The sequence below is a fragment of the Chryseobacterium turcicum genome (genome assembly GCF_021010565.1).
GTDB classification, from domain to species: domain Bacteria; phylum Bacteroidota; class Bacteroidia; order Flavobacteriales; family Weeksellaceae; genus Chryseobacterium; species Chryseobacterium turcicum.
In genome coordinates, this window is sequence record NZ_JAJNAY010000001.1 from 3,180,557 (window position 1) to 3,201,248 (window position 20,692).

A 20,692-nucleotide genomic window follows, 5' to 3' on the forward strand; every position below is an offset into this window, starting at 1 on the left:
AATAATAATAAAAACAATATTTTACACGAATTTAAAGCCTAATAATCAACTGAAAAAATTGCACTTATTTTTAATATCTAAATTTAGAAATACAGCTCAATTAATATTTGATTATTTCTAGCCTCATCGCATTAGTAATAAAAAAAGAGGCTGATCAATCGACCAGCCTCTCTAAAGAAATTTAAAATAAATTATTTTTTAATTGCTTTAATAGTTTGTCTAGAACCATCTTTCATATTCAGAACAACTAAATACATTCCTGCATTTAATTCTCTTAAATGAAGAGTAGATTCTGGTTTATCAAACGTTTTCACAGTTTTACCTGTAATATCAATTACAGAAATAGATTTTACATTGCTCACATCTGAAATATTCAAGACATCAGCAAATGGATTTGGATACGCTTTGATATTATTTTTATCAGATACTGTTTCGCTTATACCAAGATTAGGATCTTTTTGTCCATAAGATAAGAACCCTGTGTAATCAGTTGTACTTAAAGCTGTAGTAGACTGTATATTGTTAGGAACAGTAGTTGTACCAGCTACATAGGCTGCGTTATCACCTAATATATTTACATAAGAACCCGATGCACTAGGAGCTTGCAAAGGAATACTTGCATTTTGGATATTACTATCTCCCAACCTAACATTAATAGCGCTTAGTGTTCCAGAAACTAAAGGCGCCTCCCATCTTCTTGTGGAAGAAAGATTAGTAATACCAAGAGCAGGAGTTCCTGTATTAGAATCAAATGCTTCTGCCTTCATAACGCTAACAGCAGTAGTAGAAGGAGATAACCAAATTGGTGCATAGGCAGCTTTACCAACAGGATAAAGAATATAAGCTGTATTTGAATTAGCTATAGTTCTTACAAAAGGACCAGTAATATAGGCTAAATTTGATCCGCCCGATAAAGTTCCTGTAGTAGTTGCAGTTCCTAATATTAATAAGTTAGCAGTTGTCGTGTTTACTTTTCCCTCTGTAAGTGTTAAAGTTCCACTTACCGATAATGGTACAGATAGAGTTACACCAGTTGCATTTGTATTATTTACTGTAAAACTACTTAAGTTAGCAGTAGGTGATGTAGCTAAATTCCTGAACACACCAGTCCCTGATATTGTTTGAGCTTGAGCTGAAGCAGAAGCTGTAGTACCTGTCATTGCTGACATTTGTAAAGTACTTGTACTTGTAAATATACCATTATTGATAAAATTACCTCCTACAGTAACCACTGAACCTCCTATAAATTCTGAGTTAGAGTATATTGTCAGATTTCCTTTAATAGGAGTTGCGTAAGGAATAGTTACATTTCTATTAACTCCAGCAATCGTATTAATTTCAAGATTACCTAAGTTTAGTCTTCCAGTGCCAGTATATGTATCCAATCTGAATTGATTAGTGCTATTTCCTCCTGCATCTATAGAAACACCATTTCCTAATTTCAAAGTATGATTACTAGCAACTTCAACACTTAAACCATTATTATAAGAAAAAGTTAATGTCGCAGTAGAGTTCGCATGAGGATCTACAACGGTAAAATTACCTCCAGTCCAGTTGATGTTATTGGTACTAAGTAAAACAATTGGCGTACCCGATGCTACTGATGTTGCTGCTATACCACCATCATTACCATCTACAACAATATCACCTCCGGATTGGTTAAATGTTGATCCAGAAGCACTAATGATATTACCATTTATATTTAAAGTACCTCCAGAAACCGTAAGGGTTCCGTTGTTTGTCAATGTATTATTCTTAGCAACACATCCCACTGAAAGATCTCCTGACGCAACAGTAAGAATCCCCCCTGTATTAATAGTAACATTTTTAGAAACACTCGCTGCAGAATTTACAGTCACATTATGTGTATTTGCAATTTGTACAAGATCATTACATGTTGGTATCAATCCTTTATTCCAAGTTGCTGCATTATTCCAATTTCCACTAGCAACAGAAGCAAATGGTATATCTGAATTAGCAATACCTATATACAACGGAGCAGCCAAAAGATCTGTTTGAGATAATGTTATACGTTGTGCTCCCGGTGTTATTGTTCCATTTTGATGAGCTCCGCCTATAGTACTATTAACAGCTACTACTCTTGAATTACCATTTCCTGCAGTATAAATTCCCGGCGCAAGCAAAGCGACAGAATAAGAACTAGCACTTACACTAGTTCCTTCATTAGATACAGCCCAATTACCATTATATCGATCTGTAACTGTATATGCACCATCTAAAATACTCAAGCCTGTAGTAAGCGTAGTTGCGTCATTGTATACTGCAGCAAGCTCTCCTGCAACAGCTCCTGTAGCATTAGTTCTTGTGATAAACATCGACCTATCTGTTCCCGTTGCATTTACAAAAGGGTATTTACTTGATGTTGATGTAGGATCACTACCAGCAGCAATAGTACTTCCCGTTCCTGTAGCCGCCCAATATCTTGAAAATTTACCCCCAGCCAAGAATCCTGTTCCAGTTGGAGCAGTAAACGTATTTCCAGCGGCGTTATTTCCAAAAGTCATTTTATTACTTCCTAAATTGACCTTTGCACCAGTGATATTTAAGTTATAAGCAATCTTGATATTATTGATTGACCAGTTAATATTAGGAATTATTGCACTAGTGTTAGAAAGAGTTAGATTTCTAATTACTCCGGTATTAAATGTACCAATTCCTGAAACAGACTGTACAGCAGTTCCATTAAGAGTAAGGTTTCCTGCAGAAGTAGTACCTACGGAAAGATCTATTACACCATCATTGACTATATTTCCAGTAACACTAATTGTTTTTCCTGTTGTTCCATTAAAAACATTAAGAGTCCCACTTGCATTAATATTTAAATTCCCATTTACAGCAAAAGAAGTAGGTGTTGTTCCATAAGCCAAATTCCCTTTTACAACAAGTGCATTTGATGCCTGACTCGCAGCATCTATGGTAACAGTATGCCCTGTATCAACTGTTACATTATCTGCAGATGTTGGTACTGCATTAGCATTCCAAGTTGAAGCCGTGCCCCAATTTCCTGTAGCAACAGAAATAAAAGTTCCTGGTAAACTAGAGGTTACCGTAATATCGTCTATTGCAGCAGGTGGTTGTGTACTTGTGGATGAATCATTCCTCCACATGAATACCAAACGCATTGTAACCGGGCTGTTTGAATTTCCAACATTAGGAAGAACAATATTTTGATCAGTCCAAGCTGCTCCCTTCATATTTAATGTCCAATTATTAGGATAGGTTGAAGTGTCTGGAATTGAGCCAGCAGTCGGAGTATAACTAACGGGTACCAAATACACTCTTAAATAATCATAAATTGTTCCTGTAGTACCTGTTTCTCCCTGAACAAGTAATTTAAAAGATAAATTACCTTTTACTTCACCAGCAGGAAAAGTGATATCCCTATACAAAAAACTTGTAGAAGAAGATGTATCTGTATAAGCATTTGCGAATGGAGCACTTGTACTATTAGAAATGTAGGCAGAATTTGTTCCTGAAAACCCTGTAGCAGCATCAGTACTTACCTGCCATTTATTTGTTTCAGTACCATTAACAATTGTCCATCCGGTAGTACCAGATTCAAATCCTCCATTGTTTATCGTAGGAGATATTAAGGTGGTTTGTGCTGCCGACCAGACACCAAAGGTCAGCAAACACGATTGTAAAAGTTTTCTCATATTCAGTTAAATTAAAATTAGATGCTAAAATTAATAAATATTCACATTACAAATCAAAAAAAATGTTAATATTTTAAAAACATACTAAAAATAAGATAAAATCAATAAAATATCTTCAAACAAGCATTTGATTACATCAAATAATAGCACCATTAAATTAAACAATAAATAATTGATAATCAAAAACTTAACAAAACAAACCAATCCCTAATTTAACAATAATAAATACTGATAAAAACCTACTGTCTTTCAATGAAAATTACAATTTCTTAAAGCAATCCAATAAAAAAGTCGCAATCTAATCAGATTGCGACTTGTAATATCATCTTATTTTAAACTTATCAGTTCAAATAAAACTCATATTTATTAAGAAGTTGAATATCCTTAATTAAATCCCCATTAAGATTTACCGAATGTTTCATTGACTGAACTTCGATATGAGAATCATCCTCAATATTTTTAATGTAAAACTTAAATTTTTGATTGCCTTGATTTTCATTCAGAACATTTCTGAAGAAACTAAGGTCTTCAGTTCGGAAATCCATCACATCCATCACCAGCGAAATACTTTTGGCAAATTTTTCAAAAGCCTCCTGCAATTCAATAACTTCATTCACGTTAACGAATACCCTACCGTCTTTTACCTGAGCAAATTTTATTTTTAAAATCACAAAACGCTGCACTTCTAGTTTTTCTTTCAGCTTCATATAATCACGGTCTCCCAACCTGAAAGAATACGACCCTGAGTAATCTTCCAAAGTAACAAAAGCTACCTTTTCACCACTTCTGAAACCATCTTTTACAACATATTCTGTAATCAACCCAGCAACAGTATACTCTTTTCCACCGCCGCCGTTTTCTCTTTCTTTCTGTACTGTTTTCCAGTCTTTTTTCTTTTCCTCAAAAAGCTCTTCCTGCTTATTGGCAAAAGCCTGGTCTTTATAAGCATTTACCTCATCCAGATTTAAAAACCCGAAAACACCTTTAGGTTCAGCTTTTTTGGTAGCTTCTTCAATAACCACTTCTTCCTCACCCGCAACGATATCATCAGAAACTATTTCTATTAAATCTGATACTTCATCTACAGAATCTTTTTCCAGAATAGGAGCTTCATCGGTGACTGCTTTTGCCTCTTCATCTTTTTCCAAAACAGATTTTTTAGACAAGCTCCCCTGCATAAACTGATATTGAAACTTAAACTCATCCAACGGATGTGCAGAAAGATAGAATCCTATGGTTTCTTTTTCCTTATTAAGTTTATACATATTCGGCCATTCTACGCAAGGCAATAATTTTGGCTGCTCAATTTGAACCTCATCTGCAAAATCTGCAAAAAGAGAATATTCCATCTCGTTTTTACTCTCCTGAAAACTTTGTCCGTATCTAATTAACCGCTCCAAATTGGTTTTTCCAGCCATATCAATATCAAAATACTGACCTCTGTGGAAAGAATCTAACTCATCAAAAGCTCCCGCTACAACCAAACTTTCTGCTACTCTTTTATTCATCTGAGAAGGCAAAATCCTTTCGAAGAAATCATAAATATTTTTAAATCTTCCATTAGCTCTTTCTTTGGTAATTCCCTCACTCGGGCCTTCACCAATTCCTTTAATAGCACCCAATCCAAAACGGATTTGCCCTTTTTCGTTTACCGAAAATTTATACTGAGATTCATTCACATCCGGCCCTAAAACATCCACACCGATACTTTTACAATCCTCCATAAACATGGTAATAGATTCAGTATTGTTAATGTTGTTACTCATTACGCTTGCCATGTATTCCGCAGGATAATTAGCCTTTAAATACGCTGTTTGATAAGCAATTAACGCATAACAAGTGGAGTGAGATTTGTTGAAAGCATATTCAGCAAAAGCCTTCCAGTCATTCCAAATTTTCTCTAATCTCTCTTCGTTAAGGTTGTTTTTTCTACCACCTTCAATGAATTTTGGGTACATTTTATTAAGAACCTCAATCTGCTTTTTACCCATCGCTTTCCTCAAGGTATCAGCTTCCCCTTTTGTAAAGTTGGCTAATTTTTGAGAAAGTAACATTACCTGCTCCTGATAAACGGTGATTCCATAGGTTTCCTGAAGATGTTCTTTGGTTTCCTCCAAATCATAAACAATCTCTTCAATCCCATGCTTTCTGTTGATAAAGTTTGGAATATATTTAATAGGACCTGGTCTGTATAATGCATTCATGGCAATTAAATCGGCAAAAACTGTCGGTTTAAGCTCTCTCATGTACTTCTGCATTCCCGGGCTTTCATATTGGAAAATCCCGACCGTTCTACCCTCTTTAAACAATTGATACGTTTTAGTATCATCCAACGGAATAGTATCTGGGTCGATGTCTACTCCATGTCTTGCTTTAATTATTTTTAAAGCATCTTTAATAATCGTTAACGTTCTAAGGCCCAAAAAGTCCATCTTCAAAAGACCAGCACTTTCCGCCACCGAGTTATCAAACTGTGAGACCAAAATATCGGCATCTTTTGCAGCAATCGTTACCGGAATAATATTACTCACATCTTCAGGCGTAATAATTACTCCACAAGCGTGAATCCCCGTATTTCGGATGCAGCCTTCCATCTTTTTAGCACTCGACAAAACGTCGTGACGTGCATCATCAGGCGTATTAAGAACATACTTCATCTCATCGACAAGCATTTGTTCTTCAGGTTTTAATTTATCATATTTGGCTAAAGCTTTCGCAATATTCATCCCGGGACTTGGGGGAATTAATTTTGTAATATTAATTGTATCCGGAATCGGTAAATCTAAAACTCTTCCTGCATCTTTAATCGCAGATTTCCCACCCAAAACTGAGTAGGTAATAATCTGTGCTACCTGATTTTTACCGTATTTTTCAACTACCCATTTAATAATCTTATCCCGACCTTCATCATCAAAATCGATATCAATATCGGGCATTGAAACCCTTTCAGGATTCAAAAATCTTTCAAAAAGCAAATCATATTTAATAGGGTCTACGTTGGTAATTCCGGTACAATATGCAACCGCAGAACCTGCTGCAGAACCACGACCAGGACCAACCCAAACGCCCATTTTTCTCGCCTCGTTACAAAAATCCTGTACAATCAAGAAATAACCCGGATAACCAGTGTTGGCTACAACTTCTAACTCAAAATCTAAACGCTCTTTAATTTCGTCTGTAATGCCGGTATCTGCATATCTTTTTCTGGCTCCTTCATAGGTAAGATGCGTTAAATAGGCCATTTCACCACGTTTTCCACCATCAATATCATCTTCCGCATGTACAAACTCTTCAGGAATATCAAATTTCGGAAGTAAAACGTCCCTTTTTAAAGTATAAGGTTTGAATTTTGCCGTAAACTCTTCGTAAGCATCAAATGCATCGGGATAATTTAGAAAAGCTTCTTTTATCTCGTGCGAATTTTTAATATAATACTCCCTGGTTCCTAAGCCTCGTCTCTTCCCAAAGCCTTTTCCAACAGGTGTTGTCTGCTTTTCACCATCTTTAATACAGCTTACAATATCCTGAATATTAGAATCATCTTTATTAGTATAATAGGTTTGATTCTGTGCTAAAATTTTAACACTATATTTATCTGCAAAATGCAATAAAACATCATTCAAATGCTCTTCTTCAGGGAGTTTATGATTTTGAATCTGAACATAAAAATCATCTTCAAAAGTATCTTTCCACCATTTGAAAAGCTCTTCTCCTTTTTGCTCACCCGTATTTAAAATAGCATCAGGAATATCTCCCATAATACCGGAAGTAAGAGCAATTAAACCTTCTTTATATTCAGCAATCACTTCACGGCTAATTCTGGGAACTCCAAAATAAAACCCTTTAAGGAAACCAATACTTGAAAGTTTAGCTAAGTTTTTATAACCATTAAAATCTTTCGCCAACAAAACAACCTGCGTTCTTCTGTCGGGATCGTCTTTTGTAAATTGTTTCTGTTCGTATCGATCTGAAATATAAAACTCACAACCTACAACTGGAATTAATGGTTCAGAAACAGGTTCAGCTTCGTCGAATTCCGTTGAATTGTCTTCTGCCTCCTGTTTTTTTGCTAAAAACTCTTTATGCTTTTTTGAACGGTCAGAATTGGCAGACTCAACCGCAGAAACAAACTTAAAAGCCCCCATCATATTTCCCAAATCGACCATTCCGACCGCAGGAAAATTTTCTTCAGAAGCTTTCTTTATTAAATCATTAATACTTGAAGTTGCCGTTAAAGTTGAAAAAACACTTTTATTATCGAAATTAAAATACTTTCCTAAATCGATATCATCAATACTTCCTACATCAGCCTGCTTTTTCTTATTGTTAAAATCTGCAACCTGTCTTCTGATAATGATTCCAAAAGGCTTGATAGGATTTGGATGCAATGTTTTAAAATACGCCAACTGATCTTCAGAAGTTTTCAGAATCTCAGCAGGAACGATGCCTATACGCATCATTTCGAAGAAAACCTGAGCCGTAGCATTTACATCGGCTGCAGCGTTGTGGGCTTCGTCAAATTTATGTCCGTACAATTTCTCATATAGCTCCTCTAGTTTAGGAGACTTATATCGACCTCCTCTTCCACCTCCTAGCTGACAATAATTTGTCCCTAGAATCATGGTATCAGCTTTTGGCTTTTCCTGAAGGTTATCTTGAATATTTTTTCTAAAAAATTCGGCACCAACGATATTATAATCAAACTCAACATTGTGCCCAGAAACAACCCTTACACGTTCTAAAACTTCAGCAAATTCATTTAAAATTTCTTCAAGATCACGACCTTCTTCGTTGGCGATTTTGGTAGTAATCCCGTGAATCCTTGCCGCGTTAAAAGGGATATCATATCCTTCCGGCTTTATAATATAATCCTGATTTTCTAATAGATTACCCTCATCATCATGCAATTGCCAAGCAATCTGTACCATTCTTGGCCAGTTGTCTGAATCTGATAATGGAGCGTTAAAATTTTTCGGTAAACCAGTGGTTTCGGTATCAAAAACTAAATACATGTAGCTTTTTTAAATTAAAAAGAGAATGTAAAGTTACTTCAATTTTTATAATTTTTCTAGATAAGTTTCGATAGCTAGAACTACTGGATTTTGAACATCACAAAAAGTATTATAAAAACTCTGCTTTTACTATATAAATTAAATATTTATTTACTAATTTAATAATTTCGTTCAAATAAAAACTATTAATTCATATATTTGCTACTCATAGTCGTGTAATTAATTTTTTATAGTTTATCATGAAAAAACATTTACTTTTAATAAGTACATTGGCAATTTCTCTAGTGAGTGCACAAAGCAATGAAGCATTGAAGAGAGGATTTGAGAGACAAAACAAAGAGAACAATGCAAAATTTGACTCTTATGTTGCAAAACGCTACGGAGCTGAAAAATCACCAAAAGTTTTAAAAGAAATAGAAGAACAAAGAGCTAATTTAGGTGGTTTTTCACCAGATGGGAAACCTTATTTCTTAAGTAATGAAGATCTTAGGCAAGTTAAGAATGCAAATGCTGATGCCTTAACTACTGCAGGAGGAGTACCTGGTCTAGCAGGAACTTACAATGGTGAAGGTATTAAGTTTACTGTCTTTGATGGAGGTAGAATCTATGCCGCTCATCCAGCATTTGACAATATTGCAGCAGGTGCACCAGTAAGAGTAACTAACCAAGAAGCAGCTACAAACAACTATAGTGCTCATTCAACCGGAGTGGCAGGATTTATTGGAAGTAAATCCATCAGTGTAAGTGGTGGTGGTCTTAATGGAAACATTCAAGGGGTAGCAATTAATTCTACATTCGATTCATATCGATTTGCTACAACAACACTTCCTGGAAACACCTCCACAAGTACAGTTTTTCAAAAAATTGTGACAGCACAACCCCTTATTTCAAATCACTCTTATGGTGTAAACTCAGGGTGGACTATTAGTACCGTAAGTGGGCAAACTGCATTAGTATGGGGTGGAGTATTTACAAGCCCAGACCAATCTGCAGATTTGCAAGGAACGTATTTTACGAATGATCAAAATTACGATCAAATAGTATATACTAATCCGTCATATATTATTGTAAAATCATCCGGAAACTATTTCGGGATGGGACCAGATTTACCAGGAGCGGATACTGCTCCTAAATATTACTCCGGTAGCAATTCTTTAGTTGCTTTTAGTCCTACAGACATATTACCCACAACCAATTGTGCATTAGGATATGATTGTATCGGACCAGGATCATTGGCTAAAAACATTATTGTAGTTGGAGCTACAGATGTAATCTCCACTAATAATTTCAAATATACTGTCTCTACTGACGTAGTACATTCTGATTACAGTAGCGCAGGACCTAGAGATGATGGTGCTATTAAACCAGATATCGCAACTACAGGTACTGATGTTTTTTCTCCAGCAACTGCTGAAGATACAACGGGAAGTGTTAGTTATAGCTATGGAAGCGGAACATCATATTCAGCACCAGTTGTAACAGGTGTCATAGGCTTATGGAGCCAAATTAATAAACAACTTTTTAATAATCAATTATTAAATGCAGCAAGTGCTAAAACATTAATGGTTCATTCTGCTCAGGAAGCTGGAAATGTTGGTCCAGATCCATGGTTTGGATGGGGTTATATAGATGCAAAAAAAGGTGCACAATTATTAGTTGGTAAATCTAACAATTCAATACTATTTAATGATGAAACTTTAAGTAGCGGCGTTGCAAATATTAAAACAGTTAAAGCTTCTGGAAATGAGCCTTTAAAAGTTACAATTTCTTGGATTGATCCTGAATATGTTATTCCTGCCAACCTCTCGTGGGCACAAGCTTACAACAACAGATCTTCAAGATTAGTTAACGATTTAGATGTGAGAATTATTGACACTACTACCAATACTTCATATCAACCTTGGAAATTAGATGCAAACAATCCAATGACTCCTGCAACAAAAGGGGATAACATTGTAGACAACGTAGAACAAGTAGTTTTAGACAATCCAGTTGCTGGCAGAACGTATAGAATAGAAGTAACTAATAAAGGAATGCTTGTTAACAATGCTACAACTCCTGCTCCTACTCCTCAAAACTATTCAATAATCGTTACAGGATTTACTGAAGTTTTAGGAACAAAAGATGTTGCAAATCCTGAAAACGGAATTATTATCGCACCAACTCTTACTAAAGATGTGGTAAACATTTTGAAAGCACCTAAAAAATCTAACTACACAGTATATGATTTATCTGGTAAAAAATTACAGAATGGTGTAATTAATAATGCCAAAGAAACAATTAATTTATCTTCTTACACTAGTGGTATTTACATCATTGAAGTAAAAACGGATAAAGACGTTATTTCTAAAAAAGTTATCAAAGAATAATTATAATTCCATATAATTTTAAGCAAAACACTAACACTTGTTAGTGTTTTGTTTTTTTATGTATATTTGCTTCCTATGGAAAATACACTTCACGAGAAAGTTTCAAAAGATATTTTGCTTAAAGCTTATAACCACATGATGCTTGCCAAAGCGATGGCAGATATTTATGAAGAGAACAGAAATGTTACCAAATATGTTCATAGTACATCAAGAGGTCATGAAGCAATTCAGCTGGCAACGGCTTATCAATTAAAAAAAGAAGACTGGGTTTCGCCTTATTACAGAGACGAAAGTATTCTTTTGGGGATAGGTTTTCAGCCTTACCAATTGATGTTACAGTTATTGGCAAAAGCTGATGATCCTTTTTCTGGAGGTAGATCTTATTATTCTCATCCTTCAAGCAGAGATGAAGACAAGCCAAAAATTATTCATCAAAGTTCAGCAACAGGAATGCAGACCATTCCTACTGCGGGAGTTGCGCAAGGAATAAAATATATTCAGGATTTTAATTTACAGCAATTTGAAAATAATCCAGTTGTTATTTGTAGTCTTGGAGACAATTCTGTAACAGAAGGTGAAGTGAGTGAGGCATTACAGTTTGCAGCTTTACACCAACTTCCCATTATTTTCTTAGTTCAAGACAACGAATGGGGGATTTCGGTTACCAAAGAAGAAGCAAGAACTTGTGATGCTTATGATTTCGTAGCTGGTTTTGAAGGTTTAGGCAGAATGCGAGTTGACGGAACCAATTTCTCAGAAAGTTTTGAGGTAATGAAAAAGGCTGTCGATTTTGTAAGAGAAGAAAGAAAACCTTTATTAGTTTGCGCAAAAACTGTTTTAATTGGTCACCATACTTCGGGAGTAAGAAGAGAATTCTATAGAGATGAGGAAGATTTAACCAAGCACAGAGCAAAAGACCCGGGAGAAATCTTGAGAAATCAATTGCTTGAATCTGGTGTTGATGAAGATTTATTAAAACAAATTACTAAAAAAGCTCGTCTTGAAGTAGAAGAAGCATTCGAAAAAGCTCAAAAAGCTGAAGATCCGAAGCCTGAAACTGTAATGCAGCATATTTTCGCACCTACTCCTATTACAGAAGAAGTAGGAACTCGTGAGCCGGAAGGCGGAGAAAAAATAGTAATGGTAGATGCTGCCATACATGCTATTCAGGAAATCATGTGGAAACATCCTGAAGCATTATTGTACGGACAAGATGTTGGAGAAAGAATTGGTGGAGTTTTCCGTGAGACAGTAACTTTAGGTAAAAAATTCGGAAGCAAAAGAGTTTTCAATACAGCAATTCAGGAGGCTTATATTATAGGTTCTACAACCGGAATGAGCGCAGTTGGTTTAAAACCAATTGTTGAAGTTCAGTTTGCAGATTATATTTATCCGGGAATCAATCAGTTGATTACGGAAATCTCAAAATCAAGTTATTTATCTCAGGGTAAATTCCCGGTGAGTAATATTATTCGTGTTCCAATCGGAGCTTACGGTGGTGGTGGGCCTTACCACAGCGGAAGTGTAGAAAGTATTTTAGCCAATATTAAAGGTATTAAAATCGCTTATCCAAGTAATGCTGCTGATTTTAAAGGTTTATTAAAAGCTGCTTATTACGACCCGAATCCTGTAGTAATGCTGGAACATAAAGGTTTATACTGGAGCAAAGTTCCGGGAACTGAAGATGCAAAAACTATTGAACCTGCTGAAGATTATATTTTACCTTTCGGAAAAGGAAAAATCGTAATCGAAGCTGATGATAAAGAAATCAAAAAAGGAAACACTGTTGTAGTAATCACTTACGGAATGGGTGTTTACTGGGCAAAAGAAGCGGTTAAAAACTTTAATGGAAAAGTTGAGGTGATTGATTTAAGAACCATTATTCCTTTGGATGAAGAATTGGTTTTTGAAAGAGTAAAAGCACACGGAAAATGTATTGTTTTAACAGAAGAACAGCTTAATAATTCTTTTGCCGAAGCCTTTGCACACCGTATTTCTAAAAACTGCTTCAAATACCTCGATGCCCCTGTTGAAACAATGGGAGCGCTTGATACTCCTGCAGTTCCGATTAATTTAATTTTGGAAAAAGAAATGCTTCCAAACGCTGAAAAACTAAGTGCTAAAATTGAAGAAATGTTGAAATATTAATTCAATCAAAAATAAATATAAGACCTCTAAAATTTTTAGAGGTTTTTTTGTGCAGTTTTATTACATTTAATGAATCATTAGTGATGATTCAAAATTTATGATTACAACAAAATACGTCAATTACAGACAGGTTCTCAACTTATCAGGATTTCATGTTATTCTGATTTCCATTTGGTGTACGTTAATTGCCGTGCTTTTTCATGTTTTCCATTGGGACTGGATGATTATTCCTTGGGTTCCCGTTGCACTGATTGGTACCGCTGAAGCTTTTTTGGTTGGTTTTAAAAATAATCAGGCATATGATAGATTGTGGGAAGCCCGAAAAATATGGGGCGGAATTGTCAATTCAAGCCGTTCGTTTGCCTCAATGATTTACGCTTTTGATACCAATAATGAAAAATTGGGAAAATTTGATTTAGAAGACCGCAAAAAAAAGATTGTCCACCGCCACATTGCCTGGCTGTATGCTTTTCGTGAGCAGCTTTTAGTTCCTGCCGAATGGGAACATATAAAAGTAGAACAAGAACATTTTAAAAACATAGACCACAAACGAAACCGATTAATCAAAGCCGGTTTTCCGGATTATGGAAGAACTCCGATTTTTCTTAATAAATATCTATCTGAAGAAGAAGCTGAGCTGCAATCGCACTATAAAAATTTCGCAACTTACCTTATTGCTCAGCAATCGAAAGATGTGAATGAACTGAAAAATAGGGAAGCCATTTCAGAATTTAATCAAATACAGCTTCAAGATTGTCTTAATGAATTTTATACGTTGCAGGGACAAGCCGAGCGAATTAAGAAATTTCCTTTACCTAGGCAGTTTGCAAGTACAGCTTTTGTTTTTAATATTATTTTTATCGCCTTACTTCCTTTAGGTTTGGTGAGCGAATTTGCCAAACTAGGTGACTGGGGAATTTGGGCATCAATCCCTTTTTGTATTATCATTGGCTGGATTTATATTATTATGGAATTGGTGGGTGATTATTCTGAAAATCCTTTCGAAGGACTGATGTTTGATATTCCTATGCTTTCTATTTGCCGAGCCATAGAAATTGACCTTCTTCAAATGACTGGCGAAACAGATTTACCCGACGCTATTACTTCTAAAAATGGAGTTTTAGTTTAGAGCTTATTTAAATGAAAATAATTTATCTCGCTGATTTAGCAGATTAATTTCTGCTGTTTTTAATCTGCTAAATCTGTATAATCTGCGAGAATTATATAAAAATTGATTGGAAAAAATCAAAAGCTAATCATGCAGAATTTAAATTAATACAACTTAAACAGGTTCTTAATTTTAAAGATACATCCTAAGATACGGACCACTTTGCAGCCCGACTTGAGCGGAAATCCTTTTTTGTTGGTTGAGCTTGTCGAAACCAACAAAAAAGATTGGGAGCGGAAGGCATAAATGAGAAAAAAGCGAAGGCTTTTATCGAAGTTTACGAACGAAGTTCTAAGCTGCCCAAAACCTAATAAGCAGATTCGATGATATACTACAAAATAATTTTGGTCGTATTTTTTACTTCCGAGATTGTAAAAGAACTGTGTGTACTTGCGATATGCTGTAAAGTCGTGAGTTTGGTTAACATAAAATTTCTGTAATCATCCATATCTTTTAGACAGATTTTTAGAATATAGTCGTAATCGCCGCTTACATGAAAACATTCGGTGACTTCCTGTAGATTCATCACTTCTTTTTCAAACTGCATCACATATTCTTTTTTGTGCTGCGTTAATTTCACATGACATAAAATCAAAAACTTTCTATCAATTTTTGTTTTGTCTACTAACGCAACATATTTAGAAATAACTCCTGAGTTTTCCAGCTTTTTGATGCGCTCATAAACTGCCGTTACCGAAAGACCAAGCTTGTAAGACAGCTCTTTGGTAGTTTGCTTGCAATCTTCTTGTAAATATTGCAACAGTTTTTTATCGGTTTCATCAAAAGTCATAGATTATATTTTATTAAAAATTATAAAAAAACAAATATAACCAACTTACATTCTATAAAAATTAAATTTTATAGTTTTATTTTCTAAATATTTAAATTATAGTTGTTATATGCATCAGAATTATTCATTTTTAAAACAAAAAAAATATGGACCAATTCAATGCAGCCAATGAGATACAGGATCTTCAGTATTTTGGAGAGTTCGGAGGCGTAAATCCTTCAATTTCTGATAGCTCAACGTATACTTTTCTTTCAGCAAAAACAATGTTTGATACTTTTGAAGGTAATGCAGAGGGTTGTTATCTATACTCAAGACATTCATCACCGATGAACCTTTACCTTTCTGAGGCTTTGGCAAAAATGGAAAACACAGAAGCTGCCAATGTAACTGCTTCAGGAATGGGTGCCATTACTTCTGTTTTGATGCAGGTTTGCAAATCGGGTGACCATATTATTTCAAGCAGAACAATCTACGGCGGAACGTATGCTTTTATGAAAAATTTTCTGCCGCCTTTTCAAATTGAAACTTCATTTGTAGATATCAATAATTTTGAATCTATCGAAAATGCTATTAACGAAAACACAAAGATTATATATTGCGAAAGTGTAAGCAATCCGCTTTTAGAAGTCGCTGATTTGAGAAGGCTTTCTGAAATCTGTAAAAAGCACAATCTAAAACTTATTGTAGATAACACTTTTTCTCCACTTACCATCTCTCCTACTCTTTTGGGTGCAGATATTGTCATCCACAGTTTAACCAAATTCATCAACGGAAGCAGCGATACTGTGGGTGGAGTGTATTGCGCAAGTCAGGAATTTATTAATGATACCAAAAATGTAAACAACGGAGCGTGTATGCTTTTGGGTCCTACAATGGATAGTTTCAGGTCTGCAAGTATTCTTAAAAACTTAAGAACGCTACACATCAGAATGAAACAACATAGTCACAATGCTTTATATCTTGCTCAAAAATTTGAGGAAGATGGGTTGAAAGTTTCGTATCCAGGTTTGAAATCTCACAAAAATCATGATTTAATGAAAAGCATGATGCATAAAGAATTCGGATTTGGGGGATTACTAACTTTAGATGCTGGAACAACCGACAAAGCCAACGAACTGATGGAAATGATGCAACAGGAAAACTTAGGCTATTTAGCGGTAAGTTTAGGCTTTTACAAAACACTATTCTCATGCTCAGGAAGTTCAACTTCATCAGAAATCCCTGAAGAGGAACGTGAAGCAATGGGAATTTCTGACGGATTAATAAGATTCTCAATCGGTCTCGACCACGATATCGAACGAACATACGAAAAGATGAAAGAATGCATGCTCAAAACAGGCGTTCTAAACCATGAAATCACTTCATCCATATTTTAATTATTGTATAAAAGCTGTCGATTATCGGCAGCTTTTATTTTTTTATTGACCTATCCTTTTAGTCAATTTTAAAGAACAACTATTAATAAATGGTTTTCTAACAGAGGCCCTTCAACAAGCTCAGGGTGACACCTCTAATATCAACCTCAATATTTGAACATTATCAGGTTCAGCTTATCGAAGCCATTCTTTACAAAAGGAATAAGTCATTTTTTTATTTAAACCGCAAAAGTCACAAAAGATATTTTGAGCAATATTTTTATACTATAAAAAAGCTTAGAAAAAGAAAATCTCAGATTTTCAAAACTTATGTGTTCTTCTATAATTTATGCTTTAAACTTAAAATAACTAATGTGTTAAAAGCTTTTGTGTTTAAATTAACTTATTTTTAAGTAATCTTTAACGCAAAGTTCAATTAATATTCTTGATTATTTAAGGAGCAAAGAGGAATCAACAAGTTGATTGACGAAGCTATGTTTTCAAGCTTCGCGTAGCAAATTCATTTGCCTTTGCCTTCTAAAAATTAACGCTTTGAAAAAAGAACCTTTGCGTTTAAAAAATCTTCATTTCACGCAAAGTTTAATTAATTGTTCTTCATAGTTTAAGGAGCACAAAGAGCAATCAACAAGTTGATTAGATGAAGCTATGTTTTCAAGCTTCGCGTAGCAAATTCATTTGCCTTTGCCTTCTAAAAATCAACGCTTTAAAAAAGAACCTTTGCGTTTAAAAGCTTTAAATCTTATGAAAATGTTTAGGAAAAGCATCTTCAGGTTTCATTTTTAAAACATTTAATAAAATCCAGGATTTTAAGAAACCATACCCGTAAGAAAACATTTGAATGTAGGTTGAAATCACCGCCATTGCGCCAATTGCAATATTTTTAGTAACTATTGTCGCATGAATCAAAACCATGAAAGTGTATAATCCGAAAAGCGATAACACAAAACCTTTTTGCAAAATAAAATATTCAATAAATCCTAAAACATAACCCAACATAAACAATGTAGGAAAAGCAAAAGAAATTTTCACATAATTAGGATGTCTTTGGTTAAGAATAGGTCTTGCGCAACCAAACTGGTAGACCTGTTTTGAAAATTTCCCAAAATCTACTCTGCGCTTGTGATACACTGCAATACTATCAAAAAAGGCTGTGGTAAAGCCGTTTTCCCAAAGTGTCATCGACAAATCTGGGTCTTCACCAATTCTCATCTCCGAAAAACCACCCACTTTTTCAAAAACCTCTTTTTTCACACCCATATTAAAACTTCTGGGCTGAAATTTTGAAACCGCTTTTTTACTTCCTCTAATTCCGCCAGTTGTAAAAACAGAAGTCATAGAATACGAAATTGCTTTTTGCATCAGATTAAAACCTTTATGCGCTTTATCTGCTCCACCAAAAGCATCACAAGGAATGGTAAGAATATCGTTTTTAATATTTTGAATATAATCTTTCTCGACAATCACGTCGCTGTCTACAAATACCAACCAATCATTTGATGCTCTTTTTGCTCCGTAATTTCTCGATAATCCAGGTCCTGAATTAGTTTTTTTGAAATATTTAATATTTAATATTTCTTCAAAATTATGGATGGTAGGTTTTAAATCAATCAAAGAACCATCATCAACAATAATCACTTCAAAGTCTTTATCAGTCTGAGAATTGAGAGAATTCAACAGTTCGAAAAGTTCGTCTTTTCGGTTAAAAATAGCAACAACGATGGAGATAGTAGGTTTCAAATTGAAAATTTTTCAAAATTAACCATTTTGTGATACAGTTTGCAAATGTAGAATTGAATTGTTTGTTAAAAACAAAAAATAGTTACTTTTATAAAAAAATTCATGTGCGATTTTCGACTAAAAGTTTTTCTGGAAGTAAAAAAACATCTGAATTTCTCTAAAGCTTCCGAAGCATTGTTTATCACTCAACCTGCAGTGAGCAAACACATCAAGACTTTGGAAGACGAATTGGGCGTTCAGCTTTTTGAACGAACCAAACAAGGCGTAAAATTAACGTTAGAAGGAGAAAAATATTCATTTTTTGCCGAGGAAATTCTAAATCTTTACGAAGAAGGAAAATTCGTCATGAATCAGGTGAACAATAAATACGAAGGAACGCTTAAAATCGGGGCAAGCACCACCATTGCACAATATATTATTCCAAAAATCCTTGCAAAATTCGCTTCTCAACATCAAGGTATTGAGATTATTTTATTCAACAACAATACTGAAGAAATTGAAAATTTACTGATTCAGAAAAAAATTGATATCGGATTTATTGAAGGAGTTTCAGGAAAGCCTCAACTAAAATATGCTGAAATTGGAAAAGATGAATTGGTTTGTACCGTGAGCGCCAATCATCCTTTAGCAGAAAAAAATAGTTGTAGCATTGAAGACGTTTTACAATTTCCATGGGTTTTTCGGGAACAAGGTTCTGGAAGTCTCGATATTTTGAATATCTATTTAAAACAAATCGGAGTCAGTAAAAAAGACATCCACACCGAAGCTTATCTTGGAAGTACAGAAAGCATAAAATCATATTTGAAAGTCTCGGATTGTATTGGTTTTGTTTCCGTTTATTCTATCACAGACGAAATCATTGCCGGAAAACTGAAAATTTTAGATATTGATAATTTAGAAATGCTACGCTCGTTCTATTCTGTAGAACTTCACGGTTCGTTAAAAAATATTCCAAAATTATTTTTACAATTCTTAAACAATAACATTAAGTAATATCAAATAACAAATTATCATAACATATTGTAATTTTATTTTCTGAATTTTGTAAAAGAAATTCATCGTTATGATAAAAAACGCTTCACTTCCGCTCAGAAAATTTATTTTTCTTTTCGCTGCATTTATTTGCCTGCTTCCTTTTATGGATGCACCTTTAGCTTTAATATTAGGATTCTTGGTATCGCTACTCATTCAACATCCATTCAAAGAATATCAAGGAAAGCTCACCAGTTTTTTGCTACAGTTCTCTGTCGTAGGTTTAGGATTCGGAATGAATATTCACGAAGCACTCAAAGTTGGGAAAGAAGGCTTAGTCTTTACAATAGCATCTATTTTTTTCACATTAACCGCAGGAATTCTTATCGGAAAGTTTTTGAAAATACGAAAAAACACCTCCACGCTTATTTCTGCAGGTACAGCAATCTGTGGTGGAAGTGCCATTGCAGCAATAGCACCAGTTATCAACGCTGACGAAAACGAAACTTCTGTTTCTCTAGCGACTATTTTCGCCCTCAATTCTATTGCCTTATTTCTGTTTCCTGTTTTAGGACATCTTTTAAGTATGGATCAGCATCAGTTTGGTCTTTGGTGTGCCATTGCGATACACGACACAAGTTCTGTTGTAGGAGCCTCTTCAAAATTTGGAAATGAAGCTTTAAAAATTGCAACCACGATAAAGCTAGAACGTGCCTTATGGATTATTCCTATCAGTTTAGTCTTTGCATTAATCAATAAAAAAAGCGGAACGGGTAAAATAAAAATCCCTTATTTCATTTTTCTATTTATACTGGCTATTGTGGCAAGTTCGTACATTCCAGCTATAGAATCAGTTTCTGAGCATATTGTTTTTCTAGCTAAAAAAGGGTTAACGCTTACCTTATTTTTGATTGGTTCAAATATGAGCATCACTGCTTTGAAAGCTGTTGGAATAAAACCTTTAATTCAAGGAGTTTTATTGTGGATACTTATTTCTGTGGGAAGCTTATTGGCTATTTTGTGGATGTAAATTAATAATATCTTTTAATAAAGTATTCCTGATTTAAAATAAACAATCACAACTATTGAAATGATAAAGACAATTATCGAAAAACTGAACAGTAAAAGTTTAAAAAGACTTTTAAAATAAAAAAGCCCAAGATGATAAAGTGAGAAAAATAAGACGAATGAAATAAGAAAACCAATGAGAATACAAATCAACATACTTTGTATGTAGTTTTCTTTTGGTAAAGAGTCTTTGAAAACAATAAAATAAAGAATGGAAGCCATCGCAAGAAAGCTTCCACTCCATAATTCTGTTGTGTATTTTGATTTTTTTGAAAATTTTTTATCAGCAGGAGACTTTGAAGATGAATTTTTAGAAAAATCCAAACTCAACAAATCTAAGAGCACATCCAAACCATCAAAAATATTAAAAGGCAT

Annotated in this window: 11 protein-coding genes; 6 read left to right on the top strand and 5 right to left on the bottom strand. The window is 34.5% G+C overall.

What is annotated here, in order from left to right:
• Positions 1–191 precede the first annotated feature (191 nt).
• Both LO744_RS14435 and dnaE read right to left on the bottom strand, forming a co-directional pair.
• Positions 192–3,677, bottom strand: a complete 3,486-nt coding sequence (locus LO744_RS14435) for a T9SS type A sorting domain-containing protein (protein ID WP_230670310.1) — start codon at positions 3,675–3,677, stop codon at positions 192–194.
• Positions 3,678–4,018: 341 nt separating this feature from the next.
• Positions 4,019–8,689 carry a DNA polymerase III subunit alpha gene (dnaE, locus tag LO744_RS14440; protein ID WP_230670312.1) on the bottom strand — a complete coding sequence of 1,557 codons (4,671 nt, stop codon included), beginning with the start codon at positions 8,687–8,689 and terminating at the stop codon, positions 4,019–4,021.
• 239 nt (positions 8,690–8,928) lie between these two features.
• On the opposite strand from dnaE, the gene LO744_RS14445 reads away from it, so the two are divergent.
• The 3 genes from LO744_RS14445 (at position 8,929) to LO744_RS14455 (ending at position 14,335) form a co-directional block, all read left to right on the top strand.
• A complete protein-coding gene (locus tag LO744_RS14445; RefSeq protein ID WP_230670314.1) occupies positions 8,929–11,058 on the top strand; it encodes a S8 family peptidase in 2,130 nt (709 codons plus the stop codon).
• A gap of 75 nt (positions 11,059–11,133) precedes the next feature.
• Positions 11,134–13,206, top strand: coding sequence for an alpha-ketoacid dehydrogenase subunit alpha/beta (locus tag LO744_RS14450; protein ID WP_230670316.1), 2,073 nt, complete (start codon positions 11,134–11,136; stop codon positions 13,204–13,206).
• 97 nt (positions 13,207–13,303) lie between these two features.
• Positions 13,304–14,335 (top strand): bestrophin family protein, encoded by a 1,032-nt coding sequence (locus LO744_RS14455; RefSeq protein ID WP_230670318.1) that lies wholly within the window; start codon positions 13,304–13,306, stop codon positions 14,333–14,335.
• Between the two features lie 370 nt (positions 14,336–14,705).
• On the opposite strand, the gene LO744_RS14460 is transcribed toward LO744_RS14455, so the two are convergent.
• Positions 14,706–15,164 carry an Lrp/AsnC family transcriptional regulator gene (locus LO744_RS14460; RefSeq protein ID WP_230670320.1) on the bottom strand — a complete coding sequence of 153 codons (459 nt, stop codon included), beginning with the start codon at positions 15,162–15,164 and terminating at the stop codon, positions 14,706–14,708.
• Between the two features lie 146 nt (positions 15,165–15,310).
• Here LO744_RS14460 and LO744_RS14465 point away from each other — a divergent pair, with 146 nt between their 5' ends.
• Positions 15,311–16,540 (top strand): aminotransferase class I/II-fold pyridoxal phosphate-dependent enzyme, encoded by a 1,230-nt coding sequence (locus LO744_RS14465; protein ID WP_230670322.1) that lies wholly within the window; start codon positions 15,311–15,313, stop codon positions 16,538–16,540.
• A gap of 732 nt (positions 16,541–17,272) precedes the next feature.
• Here the strand turns inward: LO744_RS14465 and LO744_RS14470 are convergent.
• On the bottom strand, positions 17,273–18,277 hold the full coding sequence (locus LO744_RS14470) for a glycosyltransferase (protein ID WP_230670324.1): 1,005 nt from the start codon (positions 18,275–18,277) through the stop codon (positions 17,273–17,275).
• 102 nt (positions 18,278–18,379) lie between these two features.
• Here LO744_RS14470 and LO744_RS14475 point away from each other — a divergent pair, with 102 nt between their 5' ends.
• Together LO744_RS14475 and LO744_RS14480 are read left to right on the top strand one after the other, a co-directional pair.
• The gene (locus LO744_RS14475) at positions 18,380–19,270 is read left to right on the top strand and encodes a LysR family transcriptional regulator (protein ID WP_230670326.1); all 891 of its coding nucleotides are present in this window, start codon (positions 18,380–18,382) and stop codon (positions 19,268–19,270) included.
• A gap of 70 nt (positions 19,271–19,340) precedes the next feature.
• Entirely contained in the window at positions 19,341–20,279 is a 939-nt protein-coding gene (locus tag LO744_RS14480; RefSeq protein ID WP_230670328.1) for a YeiH family protein, read from the top strand.
• A gap of 14 nt (positions 20,280–20,293) precedes the next feature.
• On the opposite strand, the gene LO744_RS14485 is transcribed toward LO744_RS14480, so the two are convergent.
• Positions 20,294–20,692 (bottom strand): branched-chain amino acid ABC transporter substrate-binding protein, encoded by a 399-nt coding sequence (locus LO744_RS14485; RefSeq protein ID WP_230670330.1) that lies wholly within the window; start codon positions 20,690–20,692, stop codon positions 20,294–20,296.

Bases quoted from the DNA above. Each gene is read 5' to 3' on its own strand.
- dnaE (WP_230670312.1), bottom strand. From the start codon at position 8,689: ATGTATTTAGTTTTTGATACCGAAACCACTGGTTTACCGAAAAATTTT.
- LO744_RS14480 (WP_230670328.1), top strand. From the start codon at position 19,341: ATGATAAAAAACGCTTCACTTCCGCTCAGAAAATTTATTTTTCTTTTC.
- LO744_RS14465 (WP_230670322.1), top strand. From the start codon at position 15,311: ATGGACCAATTCAATGCAGCCAATGAGATACAGGATCTTCAGTATTTT.
- LO744_RS14460 (WP_230670320.1), bottom strand. From the start codon at position 15,164: ATGACTTTTGATGAAACCGATAAAAAACTGTTGCAATATTTACAAGAA.
- LO744_RS14485 (WP_230670330.1), bottom strand. From the start codon at position 20,692: ATGCCTTTTAATATTTTTGATGGTTTGGATGTGCTCTTAGATTTGTTG.
- LO744_RS14455 (WP_230670318.1), top strand. From the start codon at position 13,304: ATGATTACAACAAAATACGTCAATTACAGACAGGTTCTCAACTTATCA.
- LO744_RS14450 (WP_230670316.1), top strand. From the start codon at position 11,134: ATGGAAAATACACTTCACGAGAAAGTTTCAAAAGATATTTTGCTTAAA.
- LO744_RS14445 (WP_230670314.1), top strand. From the start codon at position 8,929: ATGAAAAAACATTTACTTTTAATAAGTACATTGGCAATTTCTCTAGTG.
- LO744_RS14475 (WP_230670326.1), top strand. From the start codon at position 18,380: ATGTGCGATTTTCGACTAAAAGTTTTTCTGGAAGTAAAAAAACATCTG.
- LO744_RS14435 (WP_230670310.1), bottom strand. From the start codon at position 3,677: ATGAGAAAACTTTTACAATCGTGTTTGCTGACCTTTGGTGTCTGGTCG.